Raw genomic sequence first — 24783 nt, 5'->3', positions numbered from 1 at the left:
GCTGCATGGCACAGGGATTTACGCCAGTGGTGGAGTTTTACGGTGCCAACGCGGCGCTGCTCAATCAACGCCTGATGCACTGGAGCCACACCGACGCGGCGGGCATTGAGACCGACCGGCTGGAACTGACCCTCAGTATCGAGGGGCTCGAGAGCCTGCCCAGCCTGAGTGGCAAGATCGGTTTGCGCGTCGGCTACCTCGAGACGGGCGTGGTGGAAAAGGGCGAGTTTTTCATCACCCAAAGAACACCCGTGCTGTTTCCCATGCGCTTGATGATTGTGGCCACGGCAGCGCCCTTCAGCGTGGCGGACGCCAGCGGTTATCGCCAGCGGCGGTCCGCCAGTTACGGGCCGACCACCCTGGGGGCGCTGTTTCGCCAATTGGTCAGCCGTCACGGTTTTTCACCGCGCGTGGCGCCTGCTCTGGAGGGCATTGCGATCCCTCATATCGACCAGTCCAACGAAAGCGACATGGCCTTTATCACGCGGCTCGCCAAGCGCTACAGCGCCGTCACCAAGCCGATCAATGAGCTGTATGTGCTGGCTGAGGCCGGTCAGGTCAAGTCGCTTTCCGGGCAACAACTGCCGGAGGTGACAGTGTCGGTGACTGCAGACAATCGCCCCGGTGAGCGTGCCTTTATCAGCGCCAAACTGGATGAAACGTCGCGGTCCAAATACCAGGGCAGCCGCGTCAGTTGGTGGGATTCGGCCGCCGGCCAGCAGCGCGTGGTCCAGGTCGGGATCGCTCCGTTCAAGACCCTGCGCCAGCGTTGCCAGAACGAAACGGAAGCGCGTGCAGTGGCCGAAGGCGAACTGCGCCGTGTGGGGCGCGAAGGCCTGAAGTTGCTGGTCGACTGTCCAGGTAACCCGTTGTTGTCCGCCGAAGGCTTGCTGCTGCTGGATGAGACTTGGCCGGCCTATATGCAGGGGCGCTGGTCGATTGCCAAGGTGACTCATGTCGGCGACGCGACGACGGGCTACCGCAGTTCGATCATCGCTGGCGGCTTGTCGGCCTAGATGTTTTTTCACGGTGAACCTGATGCTGATAACGCTAACCCAACTGCTTCAAGTGATGCCTGGGGCCCGCCTGCGTGCGGGCATTTTTTTGACCGCCCTGAATGCAGCGTTCCTTCGCTACCAGATCGACAACCCGAAACGCACCGCCGCATTTCTCGCCCAGGTCGGCCATGAATCCGGTGAGTTGCGCTACGTGCGTGAACTGGGCAGTGATGCCTATTTGAGCAAGTACGACACCGGTGCATTGGCCGCCCGCCTGGGCAACACGCCGGACGCGGATGGCGACGGTCAGCAGTACCGGGGCAGGGGGCTGATCCAGATTACCGGGCGTCATAACTACCTGGCGTGCAGCCAGGCGTTGTTCGGCGACGATCGTTTGTTGCGAGAGCCAATGTTGCTGGAGCAACCCCAATGGGCCGCCGAGTCGGCCGCCTGGTTCTGGCAGAGCAACGGCCTGAACGAACTGGCTGACCGCGACCAGTTCAACACGATTACGCGGCGTATCAATGGCGGGCTCAATGGCCTGGATGATCGTTTGCGCTTGTGGGCGCGGGCGAAGGCGGTGTTATGCACTGGCTAGGCGTATACCGCCTGATCGGCGCGTGCCTGCTGGTGGCGCTGACCTGGCAGGTGCAGGCCTGGCGCTATACCGCACAGCTTGAACGTGTGTCGGCTGCGCAGGCTCAGGCGCTCGCCCAGCAGGCCCGGGCAGCCCTGCAGCGGCAACAGGCTGAACAGGAAAAACGGCTGGCCCTGGAGCAACAGCTCAATGCCAGCGACCAACGATATGCCCGGGAGTTGAACGATGCGCAACGTAATCAGGCTGCTTTGCGCGACCGCCTGGCCACTGCTGATGTGCGGTTGTCAGTCCTTCTCGACGCCACCGATACCGCCAGCTGTGCCCCAGTGCCCGCCACCACCACCTCCGGCAGCGTGGTTCATGCAGCCCCGCGAGCCCGACTTGACCCGGCGCATGCTCAGCGAATTATCCGCATCACCGACGACGGTGACAGCGCCCTGATTGCCTTGCGCGCCTGCCAGGCTTATGTGCACGCCGTCGCCCGCTAGCTTCTTGAGACACTCCGTCACTTGCACGCGTGATTGGCTCCTGTAGGGTAGGCAAACCCCGCCCACCTCTGGAGATGACCGTGAAGGAAATCACTCAACTGGCCGCTGATCTGGGTCGCCGTCTACAGGTACTCAACGCCCATGTCACCACTGCCGAGTCCTGCACTGGCGGCGGTATCGCGGAAGCGATCACACAGATACCGGGGAGTTCGGCCTGGTTCGAAGCGGGCTATGTCACCTATTCCAACCGCCAGAAGACTCGCCAGTTGAACGTGCCGGAAACATTGTTTTCAAAAGTGGGCGCCGTCAGTCAGGAGGTGGTCGAAGCGATGGTCCGTGGCGCGCAGGAAAAAAGCCTGGCACGGTTTGCCGTGGCCGTCAGCGGTATCGCCGGGCCGGACGGCGGTTCGCCCGACAAGCCGGTGGGCACTGTCTGGCTGGCTTTCGGCGTGGGGGATGAGGTCACGGCCGAGCTTGCGCACTTTCCCGGCAACCGCGACGAGGTCCGCCGACAAACGGTAAAGGCCGCGCTGGAGGGCTTGTTGCGACGAGCTGCAGCAGAAATAGACAATCAGGGGTAGGCGATCTTCGTTCTTTGTGGAACAATACTGTCTACTTATACAGGTGTTGGCCGCCCCCGGCCTTATTGATTACGTGAGGACTTTAATGGACGACAACAAGAAGAAAGCCTTGGCTGCGGCCCTGGGTCAGATCGAACGTCAATTCGGCAAGGGTGCCGTAATGCGTATGGGCGATCACGACCGTCAGGCGATCCCGGCTATTTCCACTGGCTCTCTGGGTCTGGACATCGCGCTCGGCATTGGCGGCTTGCCAAAAGGCCGTATCGTTGAAATCTACGGTCCTGAATCTTCTGGTAAAACCACCCTGACCCTGTCGGTGATCGCCCAGGCGCAGAAAATGGGCGCCACCTGCGCGTTCGTCGACGCCGAGCACGCCCTGGACCCTGAGTACGCCGGCAAACTGGGCGTCAACGTTGACGACCTGCTGGTTTCCCAGCCGGACACCGGCGAGCAAGCCCTGGAAATCACCGACATGCTGGTGCGCTCCAATGCCATCGACGTGATCGTGGTCGACTCCGTGGCAGCCCTGGTACCCAAGGCTGAAATCGAAGGCGAAATGGGCGACATGCACGTGGGCCTGCAAGCCCGTCTGATGTCCCAGGCGCTGCGTAAAATTACCGGTAACATCAAGAACGCCAACTGCCTGGTGATCTTCATCAACCAGATCCGTATGAAGATCGGTGTGATGTTCGGCAGCCCGGAAACCACCACCGGTGGTAACGCGTTGAAGTTCTATGCTTCGGTCCGTCTGGATATCCGCCGTACCGGCGCGGTGAAGGAAGGTGACGAGGTTGTGGGTAGCGAAACCCGCGTCAAAGTCGTGAAGAACAAAGTGGCCCCGCCTTTCCGTCAGGCCGAGTTCCAGATTCTCTACGGCAAGGGTATCTACCTGAACGGCGAGATGATCGACTTGGGTGTACTGCACGGTTTTGTCGAGAAATCCGGTGCATGGTATGCCTACAACGGCAGCAAGATCGGCCAAGGCAAGGCCAACTCGGCCAAGTTCCTGGCGGACAACCCGGACATCGCTGCCACGCTTGAAAAGCAGATTCGCGACAAGCTGCTGACCCCAGCGCCAGACGTGAAAGCTGCCGCCAACCGCGAGCCGGTTGAAGAAGTGGAAGAAGCTGACACTGACATCTGAAGCAAACGATGGCAGTTGTACTCGATACACTCGTCGCCGTTCGGCGCACCGCAATGGACCTGCTCGCTCGCCGCGAGCATGGTCGAGTCGAGCTGACGCGTAAACTGCGTCAGCGCGGCGCGGAGCCCGAGATGATTGAAGCCGCCCTCGACCGTTTGACGGAAGAGGGGCTGCTCTCCGAATCCCGCTACCTTGAAAGTTTTGTCTCCTACCGAGCACGTTCCGGCTACGGCCCCGCACGCATTCGTGAAGAGCTGAGCCAGCGCGGCCTGCAGCGTGCTGACATCGACCTCGCCTTGCGCGAGTGCAGTATCAGCTGGCAAGCGCAGTTGGAAGACACCTGGCGGCGCAAGTTTTCCGGCCATCTTCCGATTGATGCCAGGGAGCGTGCAAAGCAGGGGCGTTTCCTGAGCTATCGCGGATTTTCAATGGAGATGATCAGCCGCTTGTTGAGCGGCCGAGATATGGACGACTGAACGCACTGGGCGGGTGAGCGGGCTTTTGTAGCGAGTGGGCTTGCCCCGCGCTGGGCTGCTGTAGTGAGCGGGCTTGCCCCGCGCTGGGCTTTTGTAGTGAGCGGGCTTGCCCCGCGCTGGGCTGCGCAGCAGCCCCAATTGCACCCCCATCCCCTCACTTGACCACCAAAAAGGGCCCGCTATGAAAATAGCGGGCCCTTTTTGCGTTTTCCGGTTTCACGCCGGCTCCTGCGCCACCCGCTGCTGAGCCTTCCCCTGAGCCTGCGCCCAGTTCTCCGGCAAGTTGATGTAGTCCACCAGCTCCCGCAGACGGCCCTGATCGCGCCCATTGAAATTGAACACCAACCGCGTCAAATGGCTGAACCTCGGCTCGTCATGTTCTTCGCCGGTATACGCAAGCTGCTGGAACTCGCCACTCAAGCGCAGGCTGGCAAACTCATCCTGTAAATGGGCCAGTGCTTTATCACTGAGCGGATGATTCATGCGCACCACAAACTCACGCTTCAACCAGCGTGTGGAGTGGAAGTTGGCATAAAACCGGTTGATCTCTTCCACCGCCTCTTCAGCGCTGTAGACCAGGCGTACCAACTTGAGGTCGGTGGGCAAGATGTAGCGATTGGCTTCCAACTGGCTGCGGATAAAGTCCAGCGCGCCTTGCCAGAAACCTCCGCCGGGTGCGTCCAGCAGCACCACCGGTACCAGCGGGCTCTTGCCGGTTTGGATCAGGGTCAGCACTTCCAATGCCTCATCCAGAGTGCCGAAACCGCCTGGGCACAGCACCAGCGCGTCGGCTTCCTTGACGAAGAACAGCTTGCGGGTAAAGAAGAAGTGGAAGGACAGCAGGTTCTCGGTGCCGTCGATGGTCGGGTTGGCGTGCTGTTCAAACGGCAGGGTGATGTTGAACCCCAGGCTGTGTTCCAGCCCGGCGCCTTCGTGGGCCGCGGCCATTATGCCGCCACCGCCGCCGGTAATCACCATCAGGTCCGAGCGTGCCAGCGCCGCGCCGACTTCACGGGCCAGTGAGTACAACGGGCTTTCAACCGGGGTGCGTGCCGAGCCGAACACCGTCACTTTGCGACGGTCCTTGAATTGTTCGAGTACGCGGAAGGCGTGGTCCAGTTCGCGGATGGCTTGCAGGGTGATCTTGGCGTTCCAGCGGTTGCGGTCGTCCTGCGCCATGCGCAACACGGTGAGGATCATGTCGCGATACAGGGGGATGTTCGGGCTGTTGGGTGCGATCAGTTGGAGTTGCGCTTCGACCTGCTGGGTGAGGTCGGCTCCGTTTTCTCCAAAATGTCGAAGCAGGCGGTCATTCGGTTCGTAAGGCATTCAACTTCTCCTTCTTGCAGGACCCGGGTGGCCGGCCAGAGGTTCGCCGGAGGCTACGACACTGCATGTGTCGCTGCTTGCCGCAGGGGCAACCTTCTTTTGCCCTGGAAATATTAAAAAACAGCGTGAAAAGTGCTGGGAATCGAGGGTTGGGATAACTGGATCATGGGCTGAAAAACCCTTGGCTGGCAACCGCTTATTGGTCGTTTATCAAGGAGCTTAGCTGCGGCTGAACGTTGAAGCGGGGGAATGCGCGCCACCGGACAGTAGCGCGTGAAGGTCAACCTATTACTTTTTCTTCTTTACTGGAGCCGGGCAATCCGCTTCCACGAACTTCACCGATGCCACGGGGCGGTTGGTCTTGTTCTCGGTGATTTCGTAACGCATGACCGCACCCTTGGCCATTAGCTCGCGATAGCCTGGGTTGGTGCATACGCTGCGGCCCAGTTGAAAGTAGACAGCCTTAGGATTGGCGCGCATCTGCTCGGCGCGGTCGGGCAGCACGCTCAGGTGATCGATCAGTTGCATGCCCTCGACGGTGTAGGCCACTTCCAGGGTCTTTTCATCGATTTCCCGGGGCAGGTCCTTGTTGCTCTCCGCCGCGACGCTTTGCAGTTTCCGGTTCATTTGGGCCTCCAGCAGCGAGGCCGCCTGGGCGCACACGGGCAATACCAGCGCGAGGGCGACGGATGGGGCGACAAGACGCAGCATGGAACGCAGCATGAAACTCTCCTGATTCGGTTACTGGTGCATAGACCAGCCACTGCGCTGTGCGTTCAGTGGCGCGCAATTATAGGTGAGCCCTGGCCACTACAGCCAGGCGTATCGCTGGTAAACTGCCGCCACTTCAGCCGTCCACGAGTTTTCACCGTGTCGATTTACCCGTCCCACCGGCGCATCCGATGAGCCACGCCGTTTCCCGCTTGCGCACCCAGCGTCTGGCCCGCGCCGTGCGGCCGTTCCTTAATCGTGGTTCGCGTGCCGAGCGCTGCCCCGGCTGCCGGGTGATTCCCGAGTACTGCCTGTGTGCCTGGCGGCCCCAGGTCGACGCAACATCGGCGATGTGCTTGCTGATGCATGACGTGGAGCCCATGAAGCCCAGCAACACCGGCTGGCTGATCGCCGATGTGATTGACGACACCATGGCGTTTGCCTGGTCGCGCACCGAGGTTGATCCAGAACTGCTCAACGTGTTGGCCGACCCGCAGTGGCAACCTTATATCGTGTTTCCCGGCGAATTCGTCGCGCCCGAGCGCGTTGTCAGCGACGTGAAGGTGCAAGAGGGCAAGCGCCCGTTGTTCATCCTGCTGGATGGCACCTGGAGTGAAGCGCGCAAGATGTTTCGCAAAAGCCCCTATCTGGAGCATTTGCCGGTACTCAGTCTGGCGCCGGAACAACTGTCGCGATACAAACTGCGCCGATCCAAGCGCGATGATCACTTCTGCACGGCCGAGGTCGCCGCGCTGTGCCTGGAACTGGCCGATGACTTGGTTGCCAGCGAAGTGCTGGATGCTTACCTTGATGTATTCAGCATCCATTACCTGGCCGCCAAATTCCAAATGCCTCTGGATCTGACGGACATTGTTCATACGCGTCTTGGGCCTTATATCCAGGGCTGTGACCAGCCGCCGTCTGCATGATGGCACCATGAACCCGTAACCCGCTAAAATGCCCACGGGCGTAGCGCTTGACCCTCCAGGCTACGCTGGGCATGCTGGGCGCCGCTCAGGTCCCCCTGAAAAACAGGATCATTTAATCAATGGCCACATACGAAATCCTGATAGCCGATGACCATCCGCTGTTTCGCAGTGCGCTGCACCAGGCCGTGACCCTGGGCCTCGGTCCGGACGTGCGCCTCGTCGAAGTGGCCAGCATTGCCGAGCTGGAAGCCCGCCTCACCGAAAAATCCGATTGGGACCTGGTGCTGCTCGACCTGAACATGCCCGGCGCCTACGGTTTCTCCGGGCTGGTGCTGTTGCGTGGGCAATACCCGCAGATTCCGGTGGTGATGGTCTCGGCCCAGGAAGAAGCCGACGTGGTGGTGCGCTCCAAGGAGTTCGGCGCCAGTGGTTTCATTCCAAAGTCCAGCGCCATGGAAGACATTCAGAGAGCCGTGCGCGCTGTGCTGGACGGCGATGTGTCCTGGCCACCGCAGGCCTTTGAAGAAATCAACGTGTCCGACGAAGCCAAGGCCGCCCGTGATGGCCTGGCCAGCCTGACACCGCAGCAGTTCCGGGTGCTGACCATGGTCTGCGAAGGTCTGTTGAACAAGCAGATTGCCTACGAGCTGAGCGTGTCTGAAGCGACGATCAAGGCCCACGTGACAGCGATTTTCCGCAAGTTGGGCGTGCGTACGCGTACCCAGGCGGCGCTGCTGTTGCAACAACTTGAGTCAATTTCGCAGCATTGAGCTGTCATCGATTCACGCTTTTTTGACTGTGCGTGATCTAGTTTTCCCACTCCTTTGGTTCAGTTGCCTACGTCTATGTCGCCTTTCAAGGGTCAAACCGGTATCAAACGTATCTTCAATGCGGGGGGGTATTCCCTGGACGGCCTGCGCGCGGCATTCACCGGTGAGGCGGCTTTTCGCCAGCTGGTATTGCTGAATGTGATCCTGATCCCGCTGAGCTTCTTCCTGAATGTCAGCCGGGTGGAGCGTGCGTTGCTGATCGCCGTGTGCCTGCTGGCGTTGATCGTCGAGTTGCTCAACTCAGCGGTGGAGGCGGCGATCGACCGTATCTCCCTGGATCGCCACCCGTTGTCGAAAAACGCCAAGGACATGGGCAGCGCCGCGCAGGCCGTCGCGCTGACCATGATCACCCTGGTGTGGGCCGTGATCCTGATCTAAGGCTCAGGCAATGCTCGGCAGCACGATCTCGTCGCTGCGCTGAACCCCAGCGGTGAAGGCGCGGCACAGTTCGAGAAATTCGCGCATGGCCGAAGTCTGGTACTTCTGTTTGTGCCAGATGAAGTAGAACTGCCGGGCCAGGTCCAGATCCGGCGTTTCCACCGGCACCAGGCTGCCGCGGCGGAACGCGTCGCGCAGCGCCAACCGCGAAATGCAGCCAATCCCCAGTCCCGACTCCACCGCACGCTTGATGGCCTCGGTATGTTCCAGCTCCAGGCGGATATTCAGCGCGCTACGGTGATGGCGCATGGCTTGGTCGAAGGTCAGGCGCGTGCCCGAACCTTGTTCCCGCAGGATCCATGCCTCGTGAGTCAGCTCGTCCATCGTTGCCACGCCGCGCTTGGCCAGGTGATGCTGGGGCGCACAAAACACTACCAGCTCATCCTCAACCCAGGTTTGCACTTCGATATCCGGGTGGCTGCAGTCGCCTTCGATTAGACCCAGGTCAATTTCATAGTGCGCAACCTGGTGCACGATATGGGCAGTGTTCTGCACATGCAGCTTCACCTGGCTCTCGGGGTGCTGCTGCATGAAGCTGCCGATCAGCAGGGTCGCCAGGTAATTGCCGATGGTCAGGGTCGCGCCGACCGCCAGCGAGCCAAAGCCGGACTTGCCATTGAGCAGGTCCTCGATTTCCTTGGCCTGGTCCAGCAGCGCTACCGCCTGGGGCAACAGTTGGCGGCCGAGGGCGTTAAGGCTCAGGCGTTTGCCGGCGCGGTCGAACAATTGGCAGCTGGATTGGCGCTCCAGCTCGGTAATCGAGGTGCTGGCGGCGGATTGAGATAAGGCCAGAAGGCCAGCAGCGCGGGAAACGCTTTCCTGCTGGGCGACGGCGACGAATACTTGCAGTTGACGGAGAGTAAATCGCATATCGATATAACCGATAACCCTTATCTTAATAATCCAGTTAACAGATATTGTCGCCGCGATTAGAATGCGGTGCAATTACGCGCCTGAATACAGCGCAGACCTATTTCCAGGAGTTTCCCGTACATGAGCAACATGAACCACGAGCGTGTCCTCAGTGTTCATCACTGGAACGACACCCTGTTCAGCTTCAAGTGCACCCGCGACCCAGGCCTGCGCTTCGAGAACGGTCAGTTCGTGATGATCGGCCTGCAGCAGCCCAATGGCCGCCCGCTCATGCGCGCTTACTCCATCGCCAGTCCGAACTGGGAAGAGCATCTGGAGTTCTTCAGCATCAAAGTGCCGGATGGCCCGCTGACGTCCCAGTTGCAGCACTTGAAGGAAGGCGACGAGATCATCATCAGCAAAAAACCGACAGGCACCCTGGTGCTCGACGATTTGAAGCCGGGCAAACACCTGTACCTGCTCAGCACCGGTACTGGCCTTGCGCCGTTCATGAGCGTGATCCAGGACCCGGAAACCTACGAGCGTTTCGAAAAGGTGATCCTGTGCCACGGCGTGCGTTACGTCAACGAAGTCGCTTACCGCGAATTCATCACTGAGCATCTGCCGCAGAACGAATTCTTCGGCGAGGCCCTGCGTGAAAAGCTGATTTATTACCCCACCGTGACCCGCGAGCCGTTCGAAAACGAAGGCCGCCTGACCGACCTGATGCGCAGCGGCAAGCTGTTCAGTGACATCGGCCTGCCACCGATCAACCCCGAGGACGACCGCGCCATGCTGTGCGGCAGCCCAAGCATGTTGGACGAAACCAGCGAAGTGCTGAACAGCTTCGGTCTGAAGGTTTCGCCGCGCATGCGTGAGCCGGGTGATTATTTGATCGAGCGTGCGTTCGTCGAGAAATAAGCGCCATCAAGAAAATGTGGGAGCTGGCTTGTGTGGGAGCTGGCTTGCCTGCGATAGCATCACCTCGGTTTAACCGAAAAACCGAGGCGTCCGCATCGCAGGCAAGCCAGCTCCCACATGAGCAGCTCCCACATTTGGTTTTGGCGTTTACTTGGCTGGAACTACTTCCAGCACACAAATCACCCCAGCCTCGGGATAGTGCCAACGCACATCCACATCCCAAAACTGTGCGCCATATTCGCGTTCGGACGTAGGAACCTGATACGCCGGCCGTGGATCTTGCGCCAAACACTGCTCAATCAACGCCACCAACGGTTCATCCAGCCGCTGGGCATGGCTCTGTGCCTGATGCAGGGCCGTCTTCAGCCACTGCACCGGTATCAACCGCGGCGCGCCGCTGGCCATGTCGTTGGTGGCCCCATGGACAATATCGGCATAGGGCACATACGGTTTGATATCCAGCACCGGCGTGCCATCCAGCAGATCAATCCCGGAAATCCACAAACGGCCCGGCTCGACCTTGTCCAGCTTAACCACCGACTGCCCAATGCCATTGGGCCGGTGAGTCGCACGGGTGGCAAACACGCCCATGGACGTATTGCCGCCCAGGCGTGGTGGGCGCACTTTCAGGCGCGGTTTGTCCTCCAGCGCCTGATGGAACAAAAACAGCAGCCACACATGGCTCACCTGTTCCAGGCCCTGCACCGCTTCACCGCCGTCGAACGGCGCCACCAGCTCCAGCACGCCGCGGGCGGCCGGCGCCAGCTGCGGTTGGCGTGGGATGGCGAACTTCTCCTTGAAGCAGGAGCGCACGAAGCCGACGGGCGATACGCTGTAACTCATGGCTCAGGCACGAACCCGCAGGGTCAGGCCTTTGAGGAAATTACGCAGTAGCTGGTCGCCGCACGTGCGGTAGTTGGTATGACCGAATTTGCGGAACAGCGCGCTCAGCTCTGGCTTGGACACCGGGAACTCGGCGGCCTTGAGGATCGCATGCATGTCATCTTCCTTCAGCTCGAAGGCCACGCGCAGTTTCTTGAGGATGATGTTATTGGTCACCGGGGTCTCGATCGGCTGAGCCGGGCGGCTCTCGTCCTTGCCACGCTTGAAGATCACCAAGCCATCGAGGAAGTGCGCCATGACGTCATCCGGGCAGAACACGAAGCCTTCTTCCTCGTCCTTCTTGAGGTAGGTCAGCAGGTCGTCCTTGGTCACGTCCATGCCGCCGAGCTTGATGATCTCGACCATCTTGTTGTCGCTGATGTCGAGCATGTAGCGCACGCTGCGTAGTACGTCGTTGTGAATCATGGTGGGCAATCCTGATATTCAACTGAGGACACCGCCGCAATGGGCGGTGTCGAGAAAAGGGGAGCGGCTTAGAACTTCTCTTTGCCAGACAGGTAACGCCATTGTCCAACGGGTACTTTGCCGATGGATACGCCGCCGATGCGGATACGGCGGATGGCGACGACTTTGAGGCCGACCGCTTCGCAGAACAGCGCGATTACCCCTGGTTGTGGGTTTTTCAGCGCAAAACGCAGGCGGTTTTCGTTCTGCCAACTGGCCTTGACGGCCGGCAGCTCTTTGCCTTTGTAGGTCAGGCCGTGGTTGAGGCGGTTGAGGCCGTGGGCAACCATGTCGCCTTCGACTTCCACCACGTATTCCTGCTCGATCTTGGCGGCATCGGCGGTCAACTTGCGCAGGATCTTCCAGTCCTGGGTGAACACCAGCAGGCCGCTGGCCTTGGCTTGCAGGTCGGCACTGGCGGTCAGGCGCAGGAAGTGGCCCTTGAGCGGGCGCTTGCCGAAGCGGTGTTCCGGCGACAGCGTTTCGGCGCTGATCGAGGCCATGGCCGTTTCGGCATCCACGCCGGCAGGGGCGTGCATCAGGATGGTCACCGGCTCCGGCGCGGTGGCCTTGGCCTGCGGGTCGAGTTCGACCTTTTGGGTGGTGACCTTGAACTGCGGCTCGTCGATCACTTCACCGTCCACCGAGACCCAGCCGCCTTCAATGAACAGCTCAGCCTCCCGACGGGAGCAACCGACCAGTTCGATAAGGCGTTTGGAGAGGCGTATGGGGTCAGTCATGACAAGGGCCGTAACAAAAGGGGGCGGCTATTGTACCTGCCTGGAGCCGGTTAATCCCGGCCCCATTTCAGCTCGGTGCTTTTTGTGGGAGCTGGCTTGCCTGCGATGCAGACACTGCGGTTTATCTGTAAGGCCACAGTGATGCCATCGCAGGCAAGCCAGCTCCCACCTTGTTCTGCGTTTCATCAGCCACTGCATGATTGTTGCTGGCGCAAACGCATACGCAGCAACGGATAAGGCTGGCCCAGGCCATCGTGCTCGGTGCGTCCGATCACCTCGAACCCCTGTTTGAGGTAAAAGCCCAGCGCCTGGGGATTCTGCTCGTTCACTTCCAGCTCATCGGCGTTCATATGCTCGATCGCATAGCGCAGCAATTGGCGGCCCAGGCCCTGGCCATGGTACTTGGGGTCGATAAACAGCATTTCGATCTTGCCTGCGGCCACACCGGCAAATCCGGTGATGTGCTGGTGCGCATCCTTGGTGCAGATCAGCATCACCGTGTCCAGAAAATGCGTCAGCACCAGACCCCTTAGCCGTTCGATGTAGCTGTCCGGCAAGAAATCATGGGTGGCGCGCACTGAGTCCTCCCAGATGTCTGTCAGTGTTTGATAATCGCTGGTTTTGGGTGTGTGGATGACTGAGTGTTGATGCATGCTGTCTGCCTCTGCCGAGGGTGGGTGATGGACAAACGATAGACCTAAAAAAGCCCCGCATCTTGATCAGATGCAGGGCTTTTTAAACGGCTGGTGATCAGTCGCGCTTTTGTGCCCACAGGTCGTATTCGTCGGCATCGGTCACGGTGCACCAGACCTTGTCACCCGGCTTCAAACCGCTGGCATCGTCGATGAACACGTTGCCGTCGATTTCCGGCGCATCGAAGAAGCACCGGCCGACCGCGCCTTGCTCGTCGACTTCGTCGATCAGCACTTCGATTTCCTTGCCGATGCGCAGCTGCAGGCGCGCCGAGCTGATGGCCTGCTGGTGCGCCATGAAGCGCTCCCAACGGTCCTGCTTGACGTCATCCGGCACCACGGCCAGGTCCAGCAGGTTGGCCGGGGCACCTTCAACCGGCGAATACTGGAAGCAGCCGACGCGGTCCAGTTGGGCTTCGGTCAGCCAGTCCAGCAGGTACTGGAAGTCTTCTTCGGTTTCGCCGGGGAAGCCAACGATGAAGGTCGAGCGGATGATCAGTTCCGGGCAGATCTCGCGCCAGTTCTTGATGCGCGCCAGGGTCTTGTCTTCGAACGCCGGGCGCTTCATCGCCTTGAGTACTTTCGGGCTGGCGTGCTGGAACGGGATGTCCAGGTACGGCAGGATCTTGCCGGCGGCCATCAGCGGGATCAGTTCGTCTACGTGCGGGTACGGGTAAACGTAGTGCAGGCGCACCCACACGCCCAGGCTGCTCAAGGCTTCGCAGAGTTCGGTCATGCGGGTTTTTACCGGCGCGCCGTTCCAGAAACCGGTGCGGTATTTCACGTCGACGCCATAGGCGCTGGTGTCTTGGGAGATCACCAGCAGTTCTTTCACGCCGGACTTGACCAGGCGCTGGGCCTCATCGAGGACGTCGCCGACCGGGCGGCTGACCAGCTTGCCGCGCATCGACGGGATGATGCAGAAACTGCAGCTGTGGTTGCAGCCTTCGGAAATCTTCAGGTACGCGTAATGGCGTGGGGTCAGCTTGATGCCTTGCGGCGGCACCAGGTCGATCAGCGGGTTGTGGTCCTGGCGCGGTGGCACAACGGCGTGCACGGCATTGACCACTTGTTCGTACTGCTGCGGCCCGGTCACCGCCAGCACGCTTGGGTGCACGTTGCGGATATTGCCTTCTTCCACGCCCATGCAGCCGGTCACGATGACCTTGCCGTTTTCCTTGATGGCTTCGCCGATCACTTCCAGCGACTCAGCCTTGGCCGAGTCGATGAAGCCGCAGGTGTTGACCACCACCACGTCAGCGTCCTGGTAAGTGGACACAACGTCATAGCCTTCCATGCGCAGTTGCGTGAGGATGCGCTCGGAGTCGACCAGAGCCTTCGGGCAACCCAGGGAAACAAAGCCAACCTTGGGGTTGGCTTTTGCGACGGTGGTGGACATGTCTAACCTCGGTATTGAATGACGCGGCCAGTCGGGCACGACAGGGCGGCGGATGGGCACTGGGTGTGCCTCTGATCAAAAAGTGCGCAATTCTAGCGACGGGCAACGCACTTGACCAGCTTTATGCGGCGAAAGGCGACGAGTGCTGCGCTATTCAATACCTCAGTGCTTACGCAAATAATTCAGCGTGGCTCCCCAAATCCACAAAGGTAATCAGGTCCGCCCGCGAGTGCTCATATATCAGCAGGAAATCACCGCCAATATGACACTCTCTGAAACCGTTCCAATTTCCGGTAAGCGCATGGTCCCGATACTCGGCAGGTAGTCGTTCGCCTAAAAACAGCATCACCATGACTGTCCGGACCTCATTCATGTCCCGACGCCCGGCTCGTTTGTAGCGCTCCCAGGACTTTTTAAACTCAGGCGTCTGCGCGCATTGCTTTGGTATGTCAGCGCGTTTTTGCGTCTTCTCCTGCTTCGCCATCGGCGTCCCTTAGCATGTCATCGATCGAGTCAAATTGGCGACGGATAGCATGCGCTTGCTTCATGGCGCGAGCGGTTTTCTCCGAAGGGACGCGCACCTCAAAAGGCAGCCCCTGCGTTGTCACTACCTGGCGGAGGAAAAGACGCATGGCGTCGCTGAGGCTGAGCCCACAGGCATTAAGCACAGCAGTGGCACGCTCTTTCAAATCCTCGTCGATGCGGCAACGCACGTCAGTGGTTTTCAATAATGCGGACATATCACGACTCCTTCTAAAGAATGTAGCTACATTGTGGCTACGGCACGAGTATGGATCAACCCGTCAAAGCGGATCAAACGCTTTTTGTCCCAAAGGAGGCACTCTGTGAGCCTTCCGTCAGAATCGTGGTGTCTGTAAAAAAAACGAAAACGTAGCGTCGGTGCTGAGCGGCGTCAATGCAGGCAAAAAGACGCCTGCTTTATGCAGGGAAATGCAAAGCCCGCTGCGCTATGCTTCGCGCCGTTGCACGTAGGTAAAATCCTAAGGTCAACAAAACGTCTGTTACGAGAAGTAAAACAGCGCATGCTAGGCGCCGCTTAGAGGCGTTGTTAATAAAGACCGCAGGTCAAAGGGCAGGAGTGGTTGATGGGTCACGCGAGTAATCAGGCAGCAGGTGCCGAGCATTCCAACGCCAAGCCGATTGGCATGCTGGTGGCAGCGGTCGGGGTGGTTTACGGCGATATCGGGACCAGCCCGCTCTACACCCTTAAAGAGGTGTTCAATGGCGGTTATGGGGTGCAGGTCAACCATGACGGTGTGCTGGGGATCCTGGCGCTGATCTTCTGGTCGCTGATCTGGGTCGTCTCGATCAAGTACATGCTGTTCGTGCTGCGCGCCGACAACCAGGGCGAGGGCGGCATCATGGCGCTGACCGCATTGGCACGACGGGCGGCGGGAGAGCGCAGGAAGCTGCGCAGTTTCCTGGTGGTCTGTGGCCTGTGCGGCGCTGCGCTGTTCTACGGCGACAGCATGATCACCCCGGCGATCTCCGTGCTATCCGCGGTAGAAGGCCTGGAGCTGGCATTCGACGGCCTGGAACAATGGGTCGTGCCGATCGCCCTGGTGGTGCTGGTGGCCTTGTTCCTTATCCAGAAGCACGGCACTGACCGCATCGGCAAGCTGTTCGGGCCGGTAATGGTCACCTGGTTCCTGGTGCTCGGCGGCCTCGGCGTGTATGGCATCACCTTGCACCCTGAAGTGCTGAGTGCTGTGAATCCAATGTGGGCCGTGCGTTTCTTCGAGGCGCATCCCGGCATCGGCGTGGCAATCCTCGGCGCGGTGGTACTGGCACTGACCGGTGCCGAAGCGCTGTATGCCGACATGGGCCACTTCGGCCGCAAACCCATTGCCCGCGCCTGGTTCATCCTGGTGCTGCCTGCACTGGTGCTCAATTACTTCGGCCAGGGCGCCATGCTGCTGGGCGACCCGGAAGCCGCGCGCAACCCGTTCTACCTGTTGGCCCCGAGCTGGGCGCTGATCCCGCTGGTGGTGTTGTCCACCCTGGCCACGGTGATTGCGTCCCAGGCGGTCATCTCCGGTGCCTTCTCCTTGACGCGCCAGGCGATCCAGTTGGGCTACATCCCGCGCATGCATATCCAGCACACCTCCAGTGCCGAACAGGGCCAGATCTACATCGGCGCGGTGAACTGGTCGCTGATGGTGGGTGTGATCCTGCTGGTGCTGGGCTTCGAATCGTCCAATGCACTGGCGTCCGCCTACGGCGTGGCGGTGACCGGCACCATGCTGATGACCACCATTCTGGTGTCGGCGGTGATGTTGCTGCTGTGGAAATGGCCGCCGATACTGGCGGTGCCGGTGTTGGTCTGCTGCCTGTTGGTCGACGGGCTCTACTTCGCCGCCAACGTGCCGAAAATCATCCAGGGCGGCGCCTTCCCGGTATTGGCGGGGATCGTGCTGTTCGTGCTGATGACCACCTGGAAGCGCGGCAAGCAATTGCTGGTGGAGCGCCTCGACGAAGGCGGCCTGCCGCTGCCGATCTTTATCAGCAGTATCCGCGTGCAGCCGCCCCATCGGGTGCAGGGCACCGCCGTGTTCCTCACGGCACGCCCGGACGCCGTGCCCCATGCGCTGTTGCACAACCTGCTGCATAACCAGGTGTTGCATGAGCAAGTGGTGTTGCTGACGGTGGTCTACGAAGACATCCCCCGCGTGCCGGCCGCGCGGCGCTTTGAGGTGGATGCCTACGGTGAAGGCTTCTTCCGCGTGATCCTGCACTTTGGCTTTACCGATGAGCCGGATGTGCCCGAAGCGCTGAAGCTGTGCCACCTGGAAGACCTGGATTTCAGCCCGATGCGCACCACCTACTTCCTCAGCCGTGAAACGGTGATCGCCTCGAAACTCGAAGGCATGGCGCGCTGGCGTGAAGGGTTGTTCGCCTTCATGTTGAAGAACGCCAATGGCAACCTGCGCTTCTTCAAACTCCCGGTCAACCGGGTGATCGAGCTGGGCACCCAGGTCGAAATGTAAGCGTTTGCAGCACGGGAGCCGGCAATCGGCTCCCGTGCGCCTTTCTGAACCCTGTGCAATCCACCGTTGTCGACTAGGCTCTGTAGGAGCGAGCTTGCTCGCGAAGGTCGTTAACGATCACGCGGGAAGTCTGACTCAGCGCGGCGCTCTCGGGTTCTTCGCGAGCAAGCTCGCTCCTACAGGAGTGCCCATAGAACCCAGAAGAGGTGCGCCATGAGTCAGCTGCTCGAACCCTACACCCTGCGCCAATTGACCCTGCTCAACCGCATCGCGGTCTCGCCGATGTGCCAGTACTCCAGTGAGGATGGCCTGGCCAATGACTGGCACCTGGTGCACCTCGGTAGCCGGGCCGTCGGCGGCGCCGGGCTGATTTTCACCGAAGCCACCGCCGTGACCGCGGACGGCCGCATCACCGCCCAGGACCTGGGCCTGTGGAACGACCAACAGATCGAACCGCTGCAACGGATCACGCGGTTTATTGCGGCCCAGGGCGCGGTGGCCGGCATTCAACTGGCCCACGCCGGGCGCAAGGCGAGTACCCATCGACCTTGGATCGGCAAGCACGGCAGCGTCAAGCCGGACGAAGGCGGGTGGGTGCCGGTAGGTCCGTCGCCGATTGCCTTCGACCCGCAACACACCCAGCCCAAACCGTTGGATGAAGCGCAGATCCGGCAAGTGACCGCTGACTTTGTCGCCGCCGCCAAGCGCGCATTGACGGCGGGTTTCGAGGTGGTGGAAATCCACGCCGCCCATGGTTACCTGCTGCACCAATTCCTTTCGCCCATCAGCAACCAACGTCAGGACCAGTACGGTGGCTCCTTCGAAAACCGTATCCGCCTGGTGCTTGAAGTAACCAGGGCCGTGCGCGAAGTCTGGCCCCAGGAGCTGCCGCTGTTTGTGCGGGTCTCAGCCACCGACTGGGTCGAAGACGGCTGGAACCCCGATGAAACCGTAGAACTGGCGCGTCGCCTCAAAGACCTGGGGGTCGACCTGATCGACGTATCCTCTGGTGGCACCGCCGCGAACGCCGAGATCCCCACCGGCCCGGGCTACCAGACGCGCTTTGCCGAGCGCGTGCGCAAGGAGTCCGGTATCGCCACCGGTACCGTCGGCATGATCACCGAGCCGGCCCAGGCCGAGCACATCCTGCGCACCTGCCAGGCCGATATCATCTTCCTGGCCCGGGAACTGCTGCGTGATCCCTACTGGCCGCTGCATGCCGACGACGATCTGGGCGGACGCAAGGCAACCTGGCCGGCGCAGTATCAGCGCGCCACGCACCGTGACCAGCCGATCCATGAGTCGGATCTGCGCGATTGATCAAGCGTTTATTGCTGAATGAAACCCACCCCTGACGCGGTGGGTTTTTTTTCACCAGGAAGCGTGGGATATGCCTGTAGGTATTTGTTACCTAAGCTATTTATTTAAGTGAATACTCTAAAAAAATCCCACACTAGACGAGATTGTTTCTACCCTTAGGATAAGCCTGATTTCTGGCCGAGGAAGTCAGCCAGTGTGTTCACGCAGACACTGCGCTCAGGCGAGGCAGGTGATGGGCAACAGGAGGTATTTAATGGATATCAGGAGAAACAGTCCATGGCCAAGTCCTATGGTGTAGCGGGTGTGGTGGTGTGTTTTCTGACCCGCAGGATGTCTCTACGCGGTCGGAAATTGAATTCGGATGAAGCCGAACTGCTGGCGCAGTACCGCACCTTGAACGAGAGCGATCAGGTGGCGATGCGCTATTTGATGGGGGCGATGAAGCGTGTGTCGCGGTTCTGAGCATTGCAGTTGAACACTGTGGGAGCCAGGCCGGCCCCCACAGAGACACACCCTGGATCAGGTGTACTTGCGCTGCTCCGGTGCGGGCGGGAAGTACTGATACAACCAGGTTTCGCTCAACGTGCGGTCCTGGGTACGAATAAACAGGCGCAGTTCCACCGGCTCCACGCTGTCGCTGGTCGGGTACCAATCGAACAGGATGCGGTAACCCTTGATGTTGTCCAGCACCAGCACGCTGAAGTCTTTGACTTGGCCGTGAGAGCAGGTCACTACGGGCTCGATCCCGGTACCCGGTGGCAGGCGATCCAGGCCGCCACCCTTGAAGTCCACCGCGAAACGGCGCGCCCATACCTGCGGGTAGTGCTCGCCCGGTGCCCAGCCTTCGGTAAAGCCACCCATGCCTGAGCGGGTCGCGTCGACTTGTGCCAACGGCGTGCTCACCGGTGGCAAGGCGCTCCAGTACAACTTATAGCCGTAGTTCAGCGAGTCGCCGGCCGCCACGGGTTTTTTCGGGGTCCAGAAGGCCACGATGTTGTCGAGCGTCTCGCCGGTTGTAGGAATTTCCAGCAGGTCGATGGAGCCTTCGCCCCAGGCGGTGGTGGGTTCGACCCACAGGCTCGGGCGCTTGCTGTACCAGTCCACGGTGTCCTGGTAGCTGGCGAACTCATGGTCGGTCTGCACCAGGCCAAAGCCTTTGGGGTCTTTGTCGGCAAATGCGTTGAACTGCAGCTTGGCGGGGTTGTTCAGCGGGCGGCAGATCCACTCACCGTTGCCACGCCACATGGCCAGGCGGTCCGAATCGTGGATTTGCGGGTGGATGGTGTCGCACATCCGTCGCTCATGAGTGCCGCAACTGAACATGCTGGTCATCGCCGCGATACCCAGCTGTTCAATGGCGGTACGCGCATTGATGTGCGCGTCGATGGCCATCACCACCTGATTGGCCTGGCAGTCGATATCGAAGCGGTAGGCGCCGGTGGCGCTCGGCGAGTCAAGCAGAGCATAGACCACGAAGCGGGTGGCATTCTTGTCTGGGGTTTCAAACCAGAACTGCGTGAAGTCAGGGAATTCTTCGCGCTTTTTCGCGTAGGTGTCGATGGCCAGGCCACGGGCGGAGAGGCCGTACTGGCCGGTTGCATCCACCGCGCGGAAGTAGCTGGCACCCAGAAACGACAGCACATCATGGCGGTCCAGCTCCGGGGCCTTGAACAGCTTGAAGCCGGAGAAACCCAGGTCGCCGGTCAATTGCTTGGTGTCGACCGTGGTTTTTTCGTAGTTGAACAGCGAAGGGCGGAAATGCACCTCACGCGCTTCGCGGGTCTTGGGGTCGACGCTGTGCATGCGTACCGGTGTCTTGAAGCCCATGCCGACATGGAAGAACTGCACGTCCAGTTGGCCGTTCAACTCCCTCCACAGCGAATGCTTGCCGTCGTAACCGATGGCGTTGAAATTCTGCGGTGTCATGGTCGCCAGTGTCGGCGGCAGCACCTGTTTGGTGTCTTTGTAAGCGGTCCCGGCGAGCTGTTTGGCCTGGGCCTTGAGCGATTCGAAATCGAACGCCACGGCCTTGCCGTCGGCGGCACGGTTCCCGGCCCAGGCCTGGGCGGCAAGCAGGCCGCTGGCCGACAAACCGGTGTAGGCCGCAATGGCCATGGACGCTTTGAGCAAATTCCTGCGGTGCATAGAGACAACCTGTCGTGAGCAAATCCCGCGCCGTTCCTGGCACGTAGCGGATCAGAAATTACGGTTCGGACATGCCTTCGGCCAAACACAACGGACATTAAACAGACGCCGGATAGCTTAAGCGGTTCGATGACGTAGGAAAATTGATTGATAGCGGGGTGATGGCATTGCAAATGCGACAAGACATTTCCGGCTCTACTTGCGACCACATAACCTAAGAACAATGAAATTCCAATGTGGGAGCTGGCTTGCCTGCGATGGCGGTAATTCAGTCACTACCATATTGGCTGATAGGCCGCCATCGCAGGCAAGCCAGCTCCCACACGGGTTCAGTGCTGGCCTTAAAAGCCTTATTCTCAGGCTACTTCCCCCGCCGCCCTGAACGCTTCATCAATCGCGGCATGCGCATACGCGCTCCACGCCGCATCCGAGTTGGCGATGCTCACGTGCCCCACCGGCTTTTTCGCCAGGTTCATCCACGCTTCGCTCTCCTCGGCGTCATCAAACAGACTGTTGGAAAAGCTCGCATAACCATGTGACCAGCGGTTGACAGTGATCGCCAGGATATCGGTCTCATGGTTGAATCCACCCGGGCCGAGCATGCGTTGCAATTGGTCGCGCAACTGCGCTTCCAGTTGCTCGAATGTCTGCCCATACAACTTGCCCCGCCCGGCGCGCGCCTGGTCACGGGCGTTCATGCCGCTGTTGGGGCTGGTGGGCACGTAGACCATGTGCAAGCCAATGGGTTGTGTCGGGTCGCGCGGGTGCTCGTAGCCGCCCATGCTCACTGGGTAATCCAGTTTGATCCGGCTGTAGGGCTGGGTCGCCGCGTAAATCTCATGCACCCCCAGCTTCTGGAACGACTGCCAGTTGCGGATCACCACTTTGGTGTACACCAGCGGGTATTTCACGTTCTGGCTAAGGGCATGGGCTTGAGGCGCGGGCAAATCCTTCAACAGGTACGGAATCATCATGTTGTAGCAGGCCAGGATGCAGCGCTTGCCGCGCACCTGTGCGAGCTGTCCGCCACGGCTGTAGCCGATATGCACGCTGTTGCCGACGTTACGCACGCTGACGGCGCTACTGTTGAGGCGCAACCGCACTGCAGCCTGGGGCTGATCGAGCTTGGCGTAGTCAAACGCCGCCAGCACAATATCGTCCATGGTGTGCCCCGGCGCCACGCCAGGGATCAAACTGCGCACCAGCAACCGCGCCACCGACGCATTGCCATCCGGGAAGTGGTAGATGTAGGGCTCTTCCATTTCCGCTGCGGCTTCTTCGCTGATCGGTGCCAGGTTCATTCCGGCGAAGCCGGGGAAACCTACGCTGTAGGCATCGGCCGAGGCCACCGCATCGATGCTCAGGGCCATGAAGTCGTTGGTCCGGCTTTGGAAGTACTTCACCGCGCCCTCCGATAAACCTACGTCTTTGAGCAAGAAATCGCGGTAGCTGGTGGCGGCCAGGTAGTCGGCTTTTTCCTCGGCGGTCTTGCCCGGCAGGTAGTCCCTGGGCACCGTGTGCAGTTCGATCAGGGCCTGGCGGTCTGCCTGTGGCAGCGGAAAGTCATTGATGAAATCGCCGACGGCGCGCGCATTCAACTGATCCGGCGCAATGTCGTCGGCCACCATCGGTGTGGGGTCGCCGGTGACCAGTTTGTCTTCGCCGAAGTTTTCCTTGTCGAAAAACACTCCGCGCGACAGCCCGAGGTTCGGGTAGAACTGGCGGTCGAAGGCAGTTTCGAAGCGCTTGATATTCACCCCGAGCTTGTTCAACAGCCCGTTCACTTCCTTGCTGTACAAGTGGTTGGGCGACTGGAACGCCTCGCTGCCGCCGTAGCCAATGATCATGCGGCCACCGGCCTGGAATTCATTGCGCTTGGCGTGGCCGCCGAAGTCGTCGTGGTTTTCCAGGATCAGGATCTTCGCCTTGGGGTGCTTCTCGCGGTAGAACCACGCCGCCGACAAACCACTCAAGCCGCCCCCAACCACCACCAGGTCATAGTCCTCGGTGATCGGCAATTTGTCGGTGTCGAACACTTTCTTTTCCCAGCCCATCTGGTGCGCCACTTCGAATGAACCGACATGGCTGCCGCGCAGGCCGGTGAGCGCGGGTGGGTAGTAGCGACCATCGGGGGCGGCCTGCAGCAATTGCAGCGGGGTCATGCCGGCGGCAATCGTGACAGCGACGCCGTTGAGGAAGTCGCGACGGGTGATATCCATGGGAACCTACGAATTATTTATTGTTATAAGGAGATCCCCTGTGGGAGCGGGCTTGCTCGCGAATACGGTGTGTCAGTCGACACATGTGTGCGGGATGTACCGCATTCGCGAGCAAGCCCGCTCCCACAGGGGGCACAGCATTAGTGCTTGAACATCACATGGCGAACGGTGGTGTAGTCCTCCAGTCCATACATGGACATATCCTTGCCGTAACCGGACAGTTTCTGACCGCCGTGAGGCATTTCGCTGACCAGCATGAAGTGGGTATTCACCCAGGTGCAGCCGTACTGCAGGCGGGCGGCCAGGCGATGGGCGCGTCCTACATCGGCGGTCCACACCGACGATGCCAGGCCGTAGTCCGAATCGTTAGCCCAGGCCAGCACCTGCGCTTCATCGGTAAACTTGGTCACCGACACCACCGGCCCGAACACCTCGCGGCGCACGATCTCGTCGTCCTGTTGCGCATCGGCCAGCACCGTTGGCTCAAAGAAGAAGCCGTTGCCTTCCACCGCCTTGCCACCGGTGACCAGACGGATGTGCGACTGCGCCACCGCACGCTCGACGAACCCGACCACACGGTCGCGATGTTGTGCGGTAATCAACGGGCCCAACTCGGTGGCCGGATCATCCTGCAAGCCGTATTTGATGCTGGCGACCGCCGCGCCGAGCTTTTCGACAAACGCATCGTAGATATCCGCCTGGGCATAAATGCGGCACGCCGCGGTGCAATCCTGGCCGGCGTTGTAGAAGCCGAAGGTACGAATGCCTTCCACGGCGGCGTCGATGTCCGCGTCATTGAAGATGATCACCGGCGCCTTGCCGCCCAGCTCCATGTGCATGCGCTTCACGCTGTCGGCGGTGCTTGCGATGATATTCGCGCCCGTGGCGATGGAGCCGGTCAGCGACACCATGCGCACTTTCGGGTGAGTCACCAGCGGGCTACCGACGGTTGGCCCGCGGCCGAACACGAGGTTGAGCACGCCGGCCGGGAAAATGTCAGCGGCCAGTTCGACCATGCGCAGGGCGGTCAGCGGAGTTTGTTCCGACGGCTTGAGCACCACGGTATTACCGGCGGCGAGGGCCGGGGCGATTTTCCAGGCGACCATCATCAAGGGGTAGTTCCATGGCGCGATGGAGGCAATCACGCCCACCGGGTCGCGACGGATCATCGAGGTGTGGCCGGGCAGGTATTCACCCGCCGCCGAACCGCTCATGCAACGGCTGGCGCCGGCAAAGAAGCGGAACACGTCGGCAATCGCCGGGATTTCATCGTTCAGTGCGGCGCTGTAGGGCTTGCCGCAGTTGTCCGATTCCAGCTTGGCCAGCTCTTCGCCGTGGGCTTCGATCGCGTCCGCCAGTTTCAGCAGCAACAGCGAGCGGTCCTTGGGCGCGGTTTGCGACCAGCCTTCGAAGGCCGCGTCGGCAGCGCGAACGGCAGCGTCGACCTGCGCTTCGCTGGCTTCGTTGATCTCCACCAGCACGCGGCCCAGCGACGGGTTGAATACAGCCTGGGCCGGGCCTTCGCCTTGTACCAGTTGGCCGTTGATCAAGAGTTTGGTTTGCATGGTTCAATCCTCCTCAAATGACGGTTTTCTCTCTGAAGAAACACGATTCAACT

26 protein-coding genes are annotated in these 24783 nt (G+C 60.4%); 13 read left to right on the top strand and 13 right to left on the bottom strand.

Annotated elements, in window-relative coordinates; all coding sequences use genetic code 11:
- The first annotated feature begins 5 nt into the window (after positions 1-5).
- From KVG91_RS27105 to recX, 6 genes are all read left to right on the top strand, one after another.
- A complete protein-coding gene (locus KVG91_RS27105) occupies positions 6-1016 on the top strand; it encodes a contractile injection system protein, VgrG/Pvc8 family (protein WP_169376681.1) in 1011 nt (336 codons plus the stop codon).
- Positions 1017-1038: 22 nt separating this feature from the next.
- Positions 1039-1596 (top strand): glycoside hydrolase family 19 protein, encoded by a 558-nt coding sequence (locus KVG91_RS27100; protein ID WP_169376682.1) that lies wholly within the window; start codon positions 1039-1041, stop codon positions 1594-1596.
- Complete coding sequence (locus KVG91_RS27095) at positions 1584-2084, top strand: lysis system i-spanin subunit Rz (protein ID WP_169376683.1); 501 nt, start codon at positions 1584-1586, stop codon at positions 2082-2084. The genes KVG91_RS27100 and KVG91_RS27095 overlap by 13 nt, the downstream gene beginning before the upstream one ends.
- A gap of 80 nt (positions 2085-2164) precedes the next feature.
- Positions 2165-2665, top strand: a complete 501-nt coding sequence (locus KVG91_RS27090; protein WP_169376684.1) for a CinA family protein — start codon at positions 2165-2167, stop codon at positions 2663-2665.
- Between the two features lie 85 nt (positions 2666-2750).
- Complete coding sequence (gene recA / locus KVG91_RS27085) at positions 2751-3809, top strand: recombinase RecA (protein WP_048720087.1); 1059 nt, start codon at positions 2751-2753, stop codon at positions 3807-3809.
- 8 nt (positions 3810-3817) lie between these two features.
- Positions 3818-4285 (top strand): recombination regulator RecX, encoded by a 468-nt coding sequence (recX, locus tag KVG91_RS27080; RefSeq protein ID WP_169376685.1) that lies wholly within the window; start codon positions 3818-3820, stop codon positions 4283-4285.
- 216 nt (positions 4286-4501) lie between these two features.
- Here recX and KVG91_RS27075 read toward each other — a convergent pair whose 3' ends face one another.
- Both KVG91_RS27075 and KVG91_RS27070 read right to left on the bottom strand, forming a co-directional pair.
- Positions 4502-5614: an LOG family protein gene (locus tag KVG91_RS27075; RefSeq protein ID WP_169376686.1), complete on the bottom strand. Its 1113-nt coding sequence runs from the start codon at positions 5612-5614 to the stop codon at positions 4502-4504.
- Positions 5615-5902: 288 nt separating this feature from the next.
- Positions 5903-6337, bottom strand: a complete 435-nt coding sequence (locus KVG91_RS27070; RefSeq protein ID WP_169376687.1) for a PA3611 family quorum-sensing-regulated virulence factor — start codon at positions 6335-6337, stop codon at positions 5903-5905.
- Between the two features lie 179 nt (positions 6338-6516).
- Here KVG91_RS27070 and KVG91_RS27065 point away from each other — a divergent pair, with 179 nt between their 5' ends.
- The 3 genes from KVG91_RS27065 (at position 6517) to KVG91_RS27055 (ending at position 8462) form a co-directional block, all read left to right on the top strand.
- Positions 6517-7254, top strand: coding sequence for a tRNA-uridine aminocarboxypropyltransferase (locus tag KVG91_RS27065; RefSeq protein WP_169376688.1), 738 nt, complete (start codon positions 6517-6519; stop codon positions 7252-7254).
- A gap of 119 nt (positions 7255-7373) precedes the next feature.
- Positions 7374-8024: a response regulator transcription factor ErdR gene (gene erdR / locus KVG91_RS27060; protein WP_169376689.1), complete on the top strand. Its 651-nt coding sequence runs from the start codon at positions 7374-7376 to the stop codon at positions 8022-8024.
- Positions 8025-8099: 75 nt separating this feature from the next.
- On the top strand, positions 8100-8462 hold the full coding sequence (locus KVG91_RS27055) for a diacylglycerol kinase (RefSeq protein WP_076951429.1): 363 nt from the start codon (positions 8100-8102) through the stop codon (positions 8460-8462).
- A 3-nt stretch (positions 8463-8465) separates the two neighbouring features.
- On the opposite strand, the gene KVG91_RS27050 is transcribed toward KVG91_RS27055, so the two are convergent.
- Positions 8466-9392, bottom strand: a complete 927-nt coding sequence (locus tag KVG91_RS27050) for a LysR family transcriptional regulator (RefSeq protein WP_048720074.1) — start codon at positions 9390-9392, stop codon at positions 8466-8468.
- A gap of 123 nt (positions 9393-9515) precedes the next feature.
- Between KVG91_RS27050 and fpr the strand changes: the two genes are divergently transcribed.
- Complete coding sequence (fpr, locus tag KVG91_RS27045; protein ID WP_003172178.1) at positions 9516-10295, top strand: ferredoxin-NADP reductase; 780 nt, start codon at positions 9516-9518, stop codon at positions 10293-10295.
- A 147-nt stretch (positions 10296-10442) separates the two neighbouring features.
- Here fpr and tsaA read toward each other — a convergent pair whose 3' ends face one another.
- The 7 genes from tsaA to KVG91_RS27010 form a co-directional block, all read right to left on the bottom strand.
- Complete coding sequence (gene tsaA, locus KVG91_RS27040) at positions 10443-11138, bottom strand: tRNA (N6-threonylcarbamoyladenosine(37)-N6)-methyltransferase TrmO (RefSeq protein WP_169376690.1); 696 nt, start codon at positions 11136-11138, stop codon at positions 10443-10445.
- Between the two features lie 3 nt (positions 11139-11141).
- A complete protein-coding gene (locus KVG91_RS27035; protein ID WP_169376691.1) occupies positions 11142-11603 on the bottom strand; it encodes a YehS family protein in 462 nt (153 codons plus the stop codon).
- Between the two features lie 68 nt (positions 11604-11671).
- The gene (locus KVG91_RS27030) at positions 11672-12382 is read right to left on the bottom strand and encodes an rRNA pseudouridine synthase (RefSeq protein WP_169376692.1); all 711 of its coding nucleotides are present in this window, start codon (positions 12380-12382) and stop codon (positions 11672-11674) included.
- Between the two features lie 185 nt (positions 12383-12567).
- Positions 12568-13035: a GNAT family N-acetyltransferase gene (locus KVG91_RS27025; RefSeq protein ID WP_169376693.1), complete on the bottom strand. Its 468-nt coding sequence runs from the start codon at positions 13033-13035 to the stop codon at positions 12568-12570.
- 97 nt (positions 13036-13132) lie between these two features.
- The gene (gene rimO / locus KVG91_RS27020) at positions 13133-14473 is read right to left on the bottom strand and encodes a 30S ribosomal protein S12 methylthiotransferase RimO (protein ID WP_169376694.1); all 1341 of its coding nucleotides are present in this window, start codon (positions 14471-14473) and stop codon (positions 13133-13135) included.
- 169 nt (positions 14474-14642) lie between these two features.
- Positions 14643-14957 carry a type II toxin-antitoxin system YafQ family toxin gene (locus KVG91_RS27015; protein WP_169376695.1) on the bottom strand — a complete coding sequence of 105 codons (315 nt, stop codon included), beginning with the start codon at positions 14955-14957 and terminating at the stop codon, positions 14643-14645.
- Positions 14923-15213, bottom strand: a complete 291-nt coding sequence (locus KVG91_RS27010) for a type II toxin-antitoxin system RelB/DinJ family antitoxin (protein WP_169376696.1) — start codon at positions 15211-15213, stop codon at positions 14923-14925. Before KVG91_RS27010 ends, KVG91_RS27015 begins: the two co-directional genes overlap by 35 nt.
- A 366-nt stretch (positions 15214-15579) precedes the next feature.
- On the opposite strand from KVG91_RS27010, the gene KVG91_RS27005 reads away from it, so the two are divergent.
- The 3 genes from KVG91_RS27005 (at position 15580) to KVG91_RS26995 (ending at position 19263) form a co-directional block, all read left to right on the top strand.
- Positions 15580-17481 (top strand): potassium transporter Kup, encoded by a 1902-nt coding sequence (locus KVG91_RS27005; RefSeq protein ID WP_169376697.1) that lies wholly within the window; start codon positions 15580-15582, stop codon positions 17479-17481.
- 213 nt (positions 17482-17694) lie between these two features.
- Positions 17695-18801: an NADH:flavin oxidoreductase/NADH oxidase gene (locus KVG91_RS27000; RefSeq protein WP_169376698.1), complete on the top strand. Its 1107-nt coding sequence runs from the start codon at positions 17695-17697 to the stop codon at positions 18799-18801.
- A gap of 276 nt (positions 18802-19077) precedes the next feature.
- A complete protein-coding gene (locus KVG91_RS26995) occupies positions 19078-19263 on the top strand; it encodes a hypothetical protein (protein ID WP_169376699.1) in 186 nt (61 codons plus the stop codon).
- 57 nt (positions 19264-19320) lie between these two features.
- Here the strand turns inward: KVG91_RS26995 and KVG91_RS26990 are convergent, their stop codons facing one another.
- The 3 genes from KVG91_RS26990 to KVG91_RS26980 form a co-directional block, all read right to left on the bottom strand.
- The gene (locus KVG91_RS26990) at positions 19321-20946 is read right to left on the bottom strand and encodes a glucan biosynthesis protein D (protein WP_169376700.1); all 1626 of its coding nucleotides are present in this window, start codon (positions 20944-20946) and stop codon (positions 19321-19323) included.
- 356 nt (positions 20947-21302) lie between these two features.
- Positions 21303-23165: an NAD(P)-binding protein gene (locus KVG91_RS26985; RefSeq protein WP_169376701.1), complete on the bottom strand. Its 1863-nt coding sequence runs from the start codon at positions 23163-23165 to the stop codon at positions 21303-21305.
- A 140-nt stretch (positions 23166-23305) separates the two neighbouring features.
- A complete protein-coding gene (locus tag KVG91_RS26980; protein ID WP_169376702.1) occupies positions 23306-24730 on the bottom strand; it encodes a gamma-aminobutyraldehyde dehydrogenase in 1425 nt (474 codons plus the stop codon).
- Positions 24731-24783: the final 53 nt, after the last annotated feature.

Origin of the sequence: Pseudomonas azadiae (genome assembly GCF_019145355.1) — a bacterium.
Taxonomy (GTDB): Bacteria; Pseudomonadota; Gammaproteobacteria; order Pseudomonadales; family Pseudomonadaceae; genus Aquipseudomonas; species Aquipseudomonas azadiae.
The sequence above is the reverse complement of the archived record's forward strand: the minus strand, read 5'-3'. Positions and strand labels throughout refer to the sequence as shown.

Coding starts and splice junctions, on each gene's coding strand:
- KVG91_RS27105 (WP_169376681.1), top strand. CDS start 6: ATGGCACAGGGATTTACGCCAGTGGTGGAGTTTTACGGTGCCAACGCG.
- KVG91_RS27100 (WP_169376682.1), top strand. CDS start 1,039: ATGCTGATAACGCTAACCCAACTGCTTCAAGTGATGCCTGGGGCCCGC.
- KVG91_RS27095 (WP_169376683.1), top strand. CDS start 1,584: ATGCACTGGCTAGGCGTATACCGCCTGATCGGCGCGTGCCTGCTGGTG.
- recA (WP_048720087.1), top strand. CDS start 2,751: ATGGACGACAACAAGAAGAAAGCCTTGGCTGCGGCCCTGGGTCAGATC.
- recX (WP_169376685.1), top strand. CDS start 3,818: ATGGCAGTTGTACTCGATACACTCGTCGCCGTTCGGCGCACCGCAATG.
- KVG91_RS27075 (WP_169376686.1), bottom strand. CDS start 5,614: ATGCCTTACGAACCGAATGACCGCCTGCTTCGACATTTTGGAGAAAAC.
- KVG91_RS27070 (WP_169376687.1), bottom strand. CDS start 6,337: ATGCTGCGTTCCATGCTGCGTCTTGTCGCCCCATCCGTCGCCCTCGCG.
- KVG91_RS27065 (WP_169376688.1), top strand. CDS start 6,517: ATGAGCCACGCCGTTTCCCGCTTGCGCACCCAGCGTCTGGCCCGCGCC.
- erdR (WP_169376689.1), top strand. CDS start 7,374: ATGGCCACATACGAAATCCTGATAGCCGATGACCATCCGCTGTTTCGC.
- KVG91_RS27055 (WP_076951429.1), top strand. CDS start 8,100: ATGTCGCCTTTCAAGGGTCAAACCGGTATCAAACGTATCTTCAATGCG.
- KVG91_RS27050 (WP_048720074.1), bottom strand. CDS start 9,392: ATGCGATTTACTCTCCGTCAACTGCAAGTATTCGTCGCCGTCGCCCAG.
- fpr (WP_003172178.1), top strand. CDS start 9,516: ATGAGCAACATGAACCACGAGCGTGTCCTCAGTGTTCATCACTGGAAC.
- tsaA (WP_169376690.1), bottom strand. CDS start 11,138: ATGAGTTACAGCGTATCGCCCGTCGGCTTCGTGCGCTCCTGCTTCAAG.
- KVG91_RS27035 (WP_169376691.1), bottom strand. CDS start 11,603: ATGATTCACAACGACGTACTACGCAGCGTGCGCTACATGCTCGACATC.
- KVG91_RS27030 (WP_169376692.1), bottom strand. CDS start 12,382: ATGACTGACCCCATACGCCTCTCCAAACGCCTTATCGAACTGGTCGGT.
- KVG91_RS27025 (WP_169376693.1), bottom strand. CDS start 13,035: ATGCATCAACACTCAGTCATCCACACACCCAAAACCAGCGATTATCAA.
- rimO (WP_169376694.1), bottom strand. CDS start 14,473: ATGTCCACCACCGTCGCAAAAGCCAACCCCAAGGTTGGCTTTGTTTCC.
- KVG91_RS27015 (WP_169376695.1), bottom strand. CDS start 14,957: ATGGCGAAGCAGGAGAAGACGCAAAAACGCGCTGACATACCAAAGCAA.
- KVG91_RS27010 (WP_169376696.1), bottom strand. CDS start 15,213: ATGTCCGCATTATTGAAAACCACTGACGTGCGTTGCCGCATCGACGAG.
- KVG91_RS27005 (WP_169376697.1), top strand. CDS start 15,580: ATGGGTCACGCGAGTAATCAGGCAGCAGGTGCCGAGCATTCCAACGCC.
- KVG91_RS27000 (WP_169376698.1), top strand. CDS start 17,695: ATGAGTCAGCTGCTCGAACCCTACACCCTGCGCCAATTGACCCTGCTC.
- KVG91_RS26995 (WP_169376699.1), top strand. CDS start 19,078: ATGGCCAAGTCCTATGGTGTAGCGGGTGTGGTGGTGTGTTTTCTGACC.
- KVG91_RS26990 (WP_169376700.1), bottom strand. CDS start 20,946: ATGCACCGCAGGAATTTGCTCAAAGCGTCCATGGCCATTGCGGCCTAC.
- KVG91_RS26985 (WP_169376701.1), bottom strand. CDS start 23,165: ATGGATATCACCCGTCGCGACTTCCTCAACGGCGTCGCTGTCACGATT.
- KVG91_RS26980 (WP_169376702.1), bottom strand. CDS start 24,730: ATGCAAACCAAACTCTTGATCAACGGCCAACTGGTACAAGGCGAAGGC.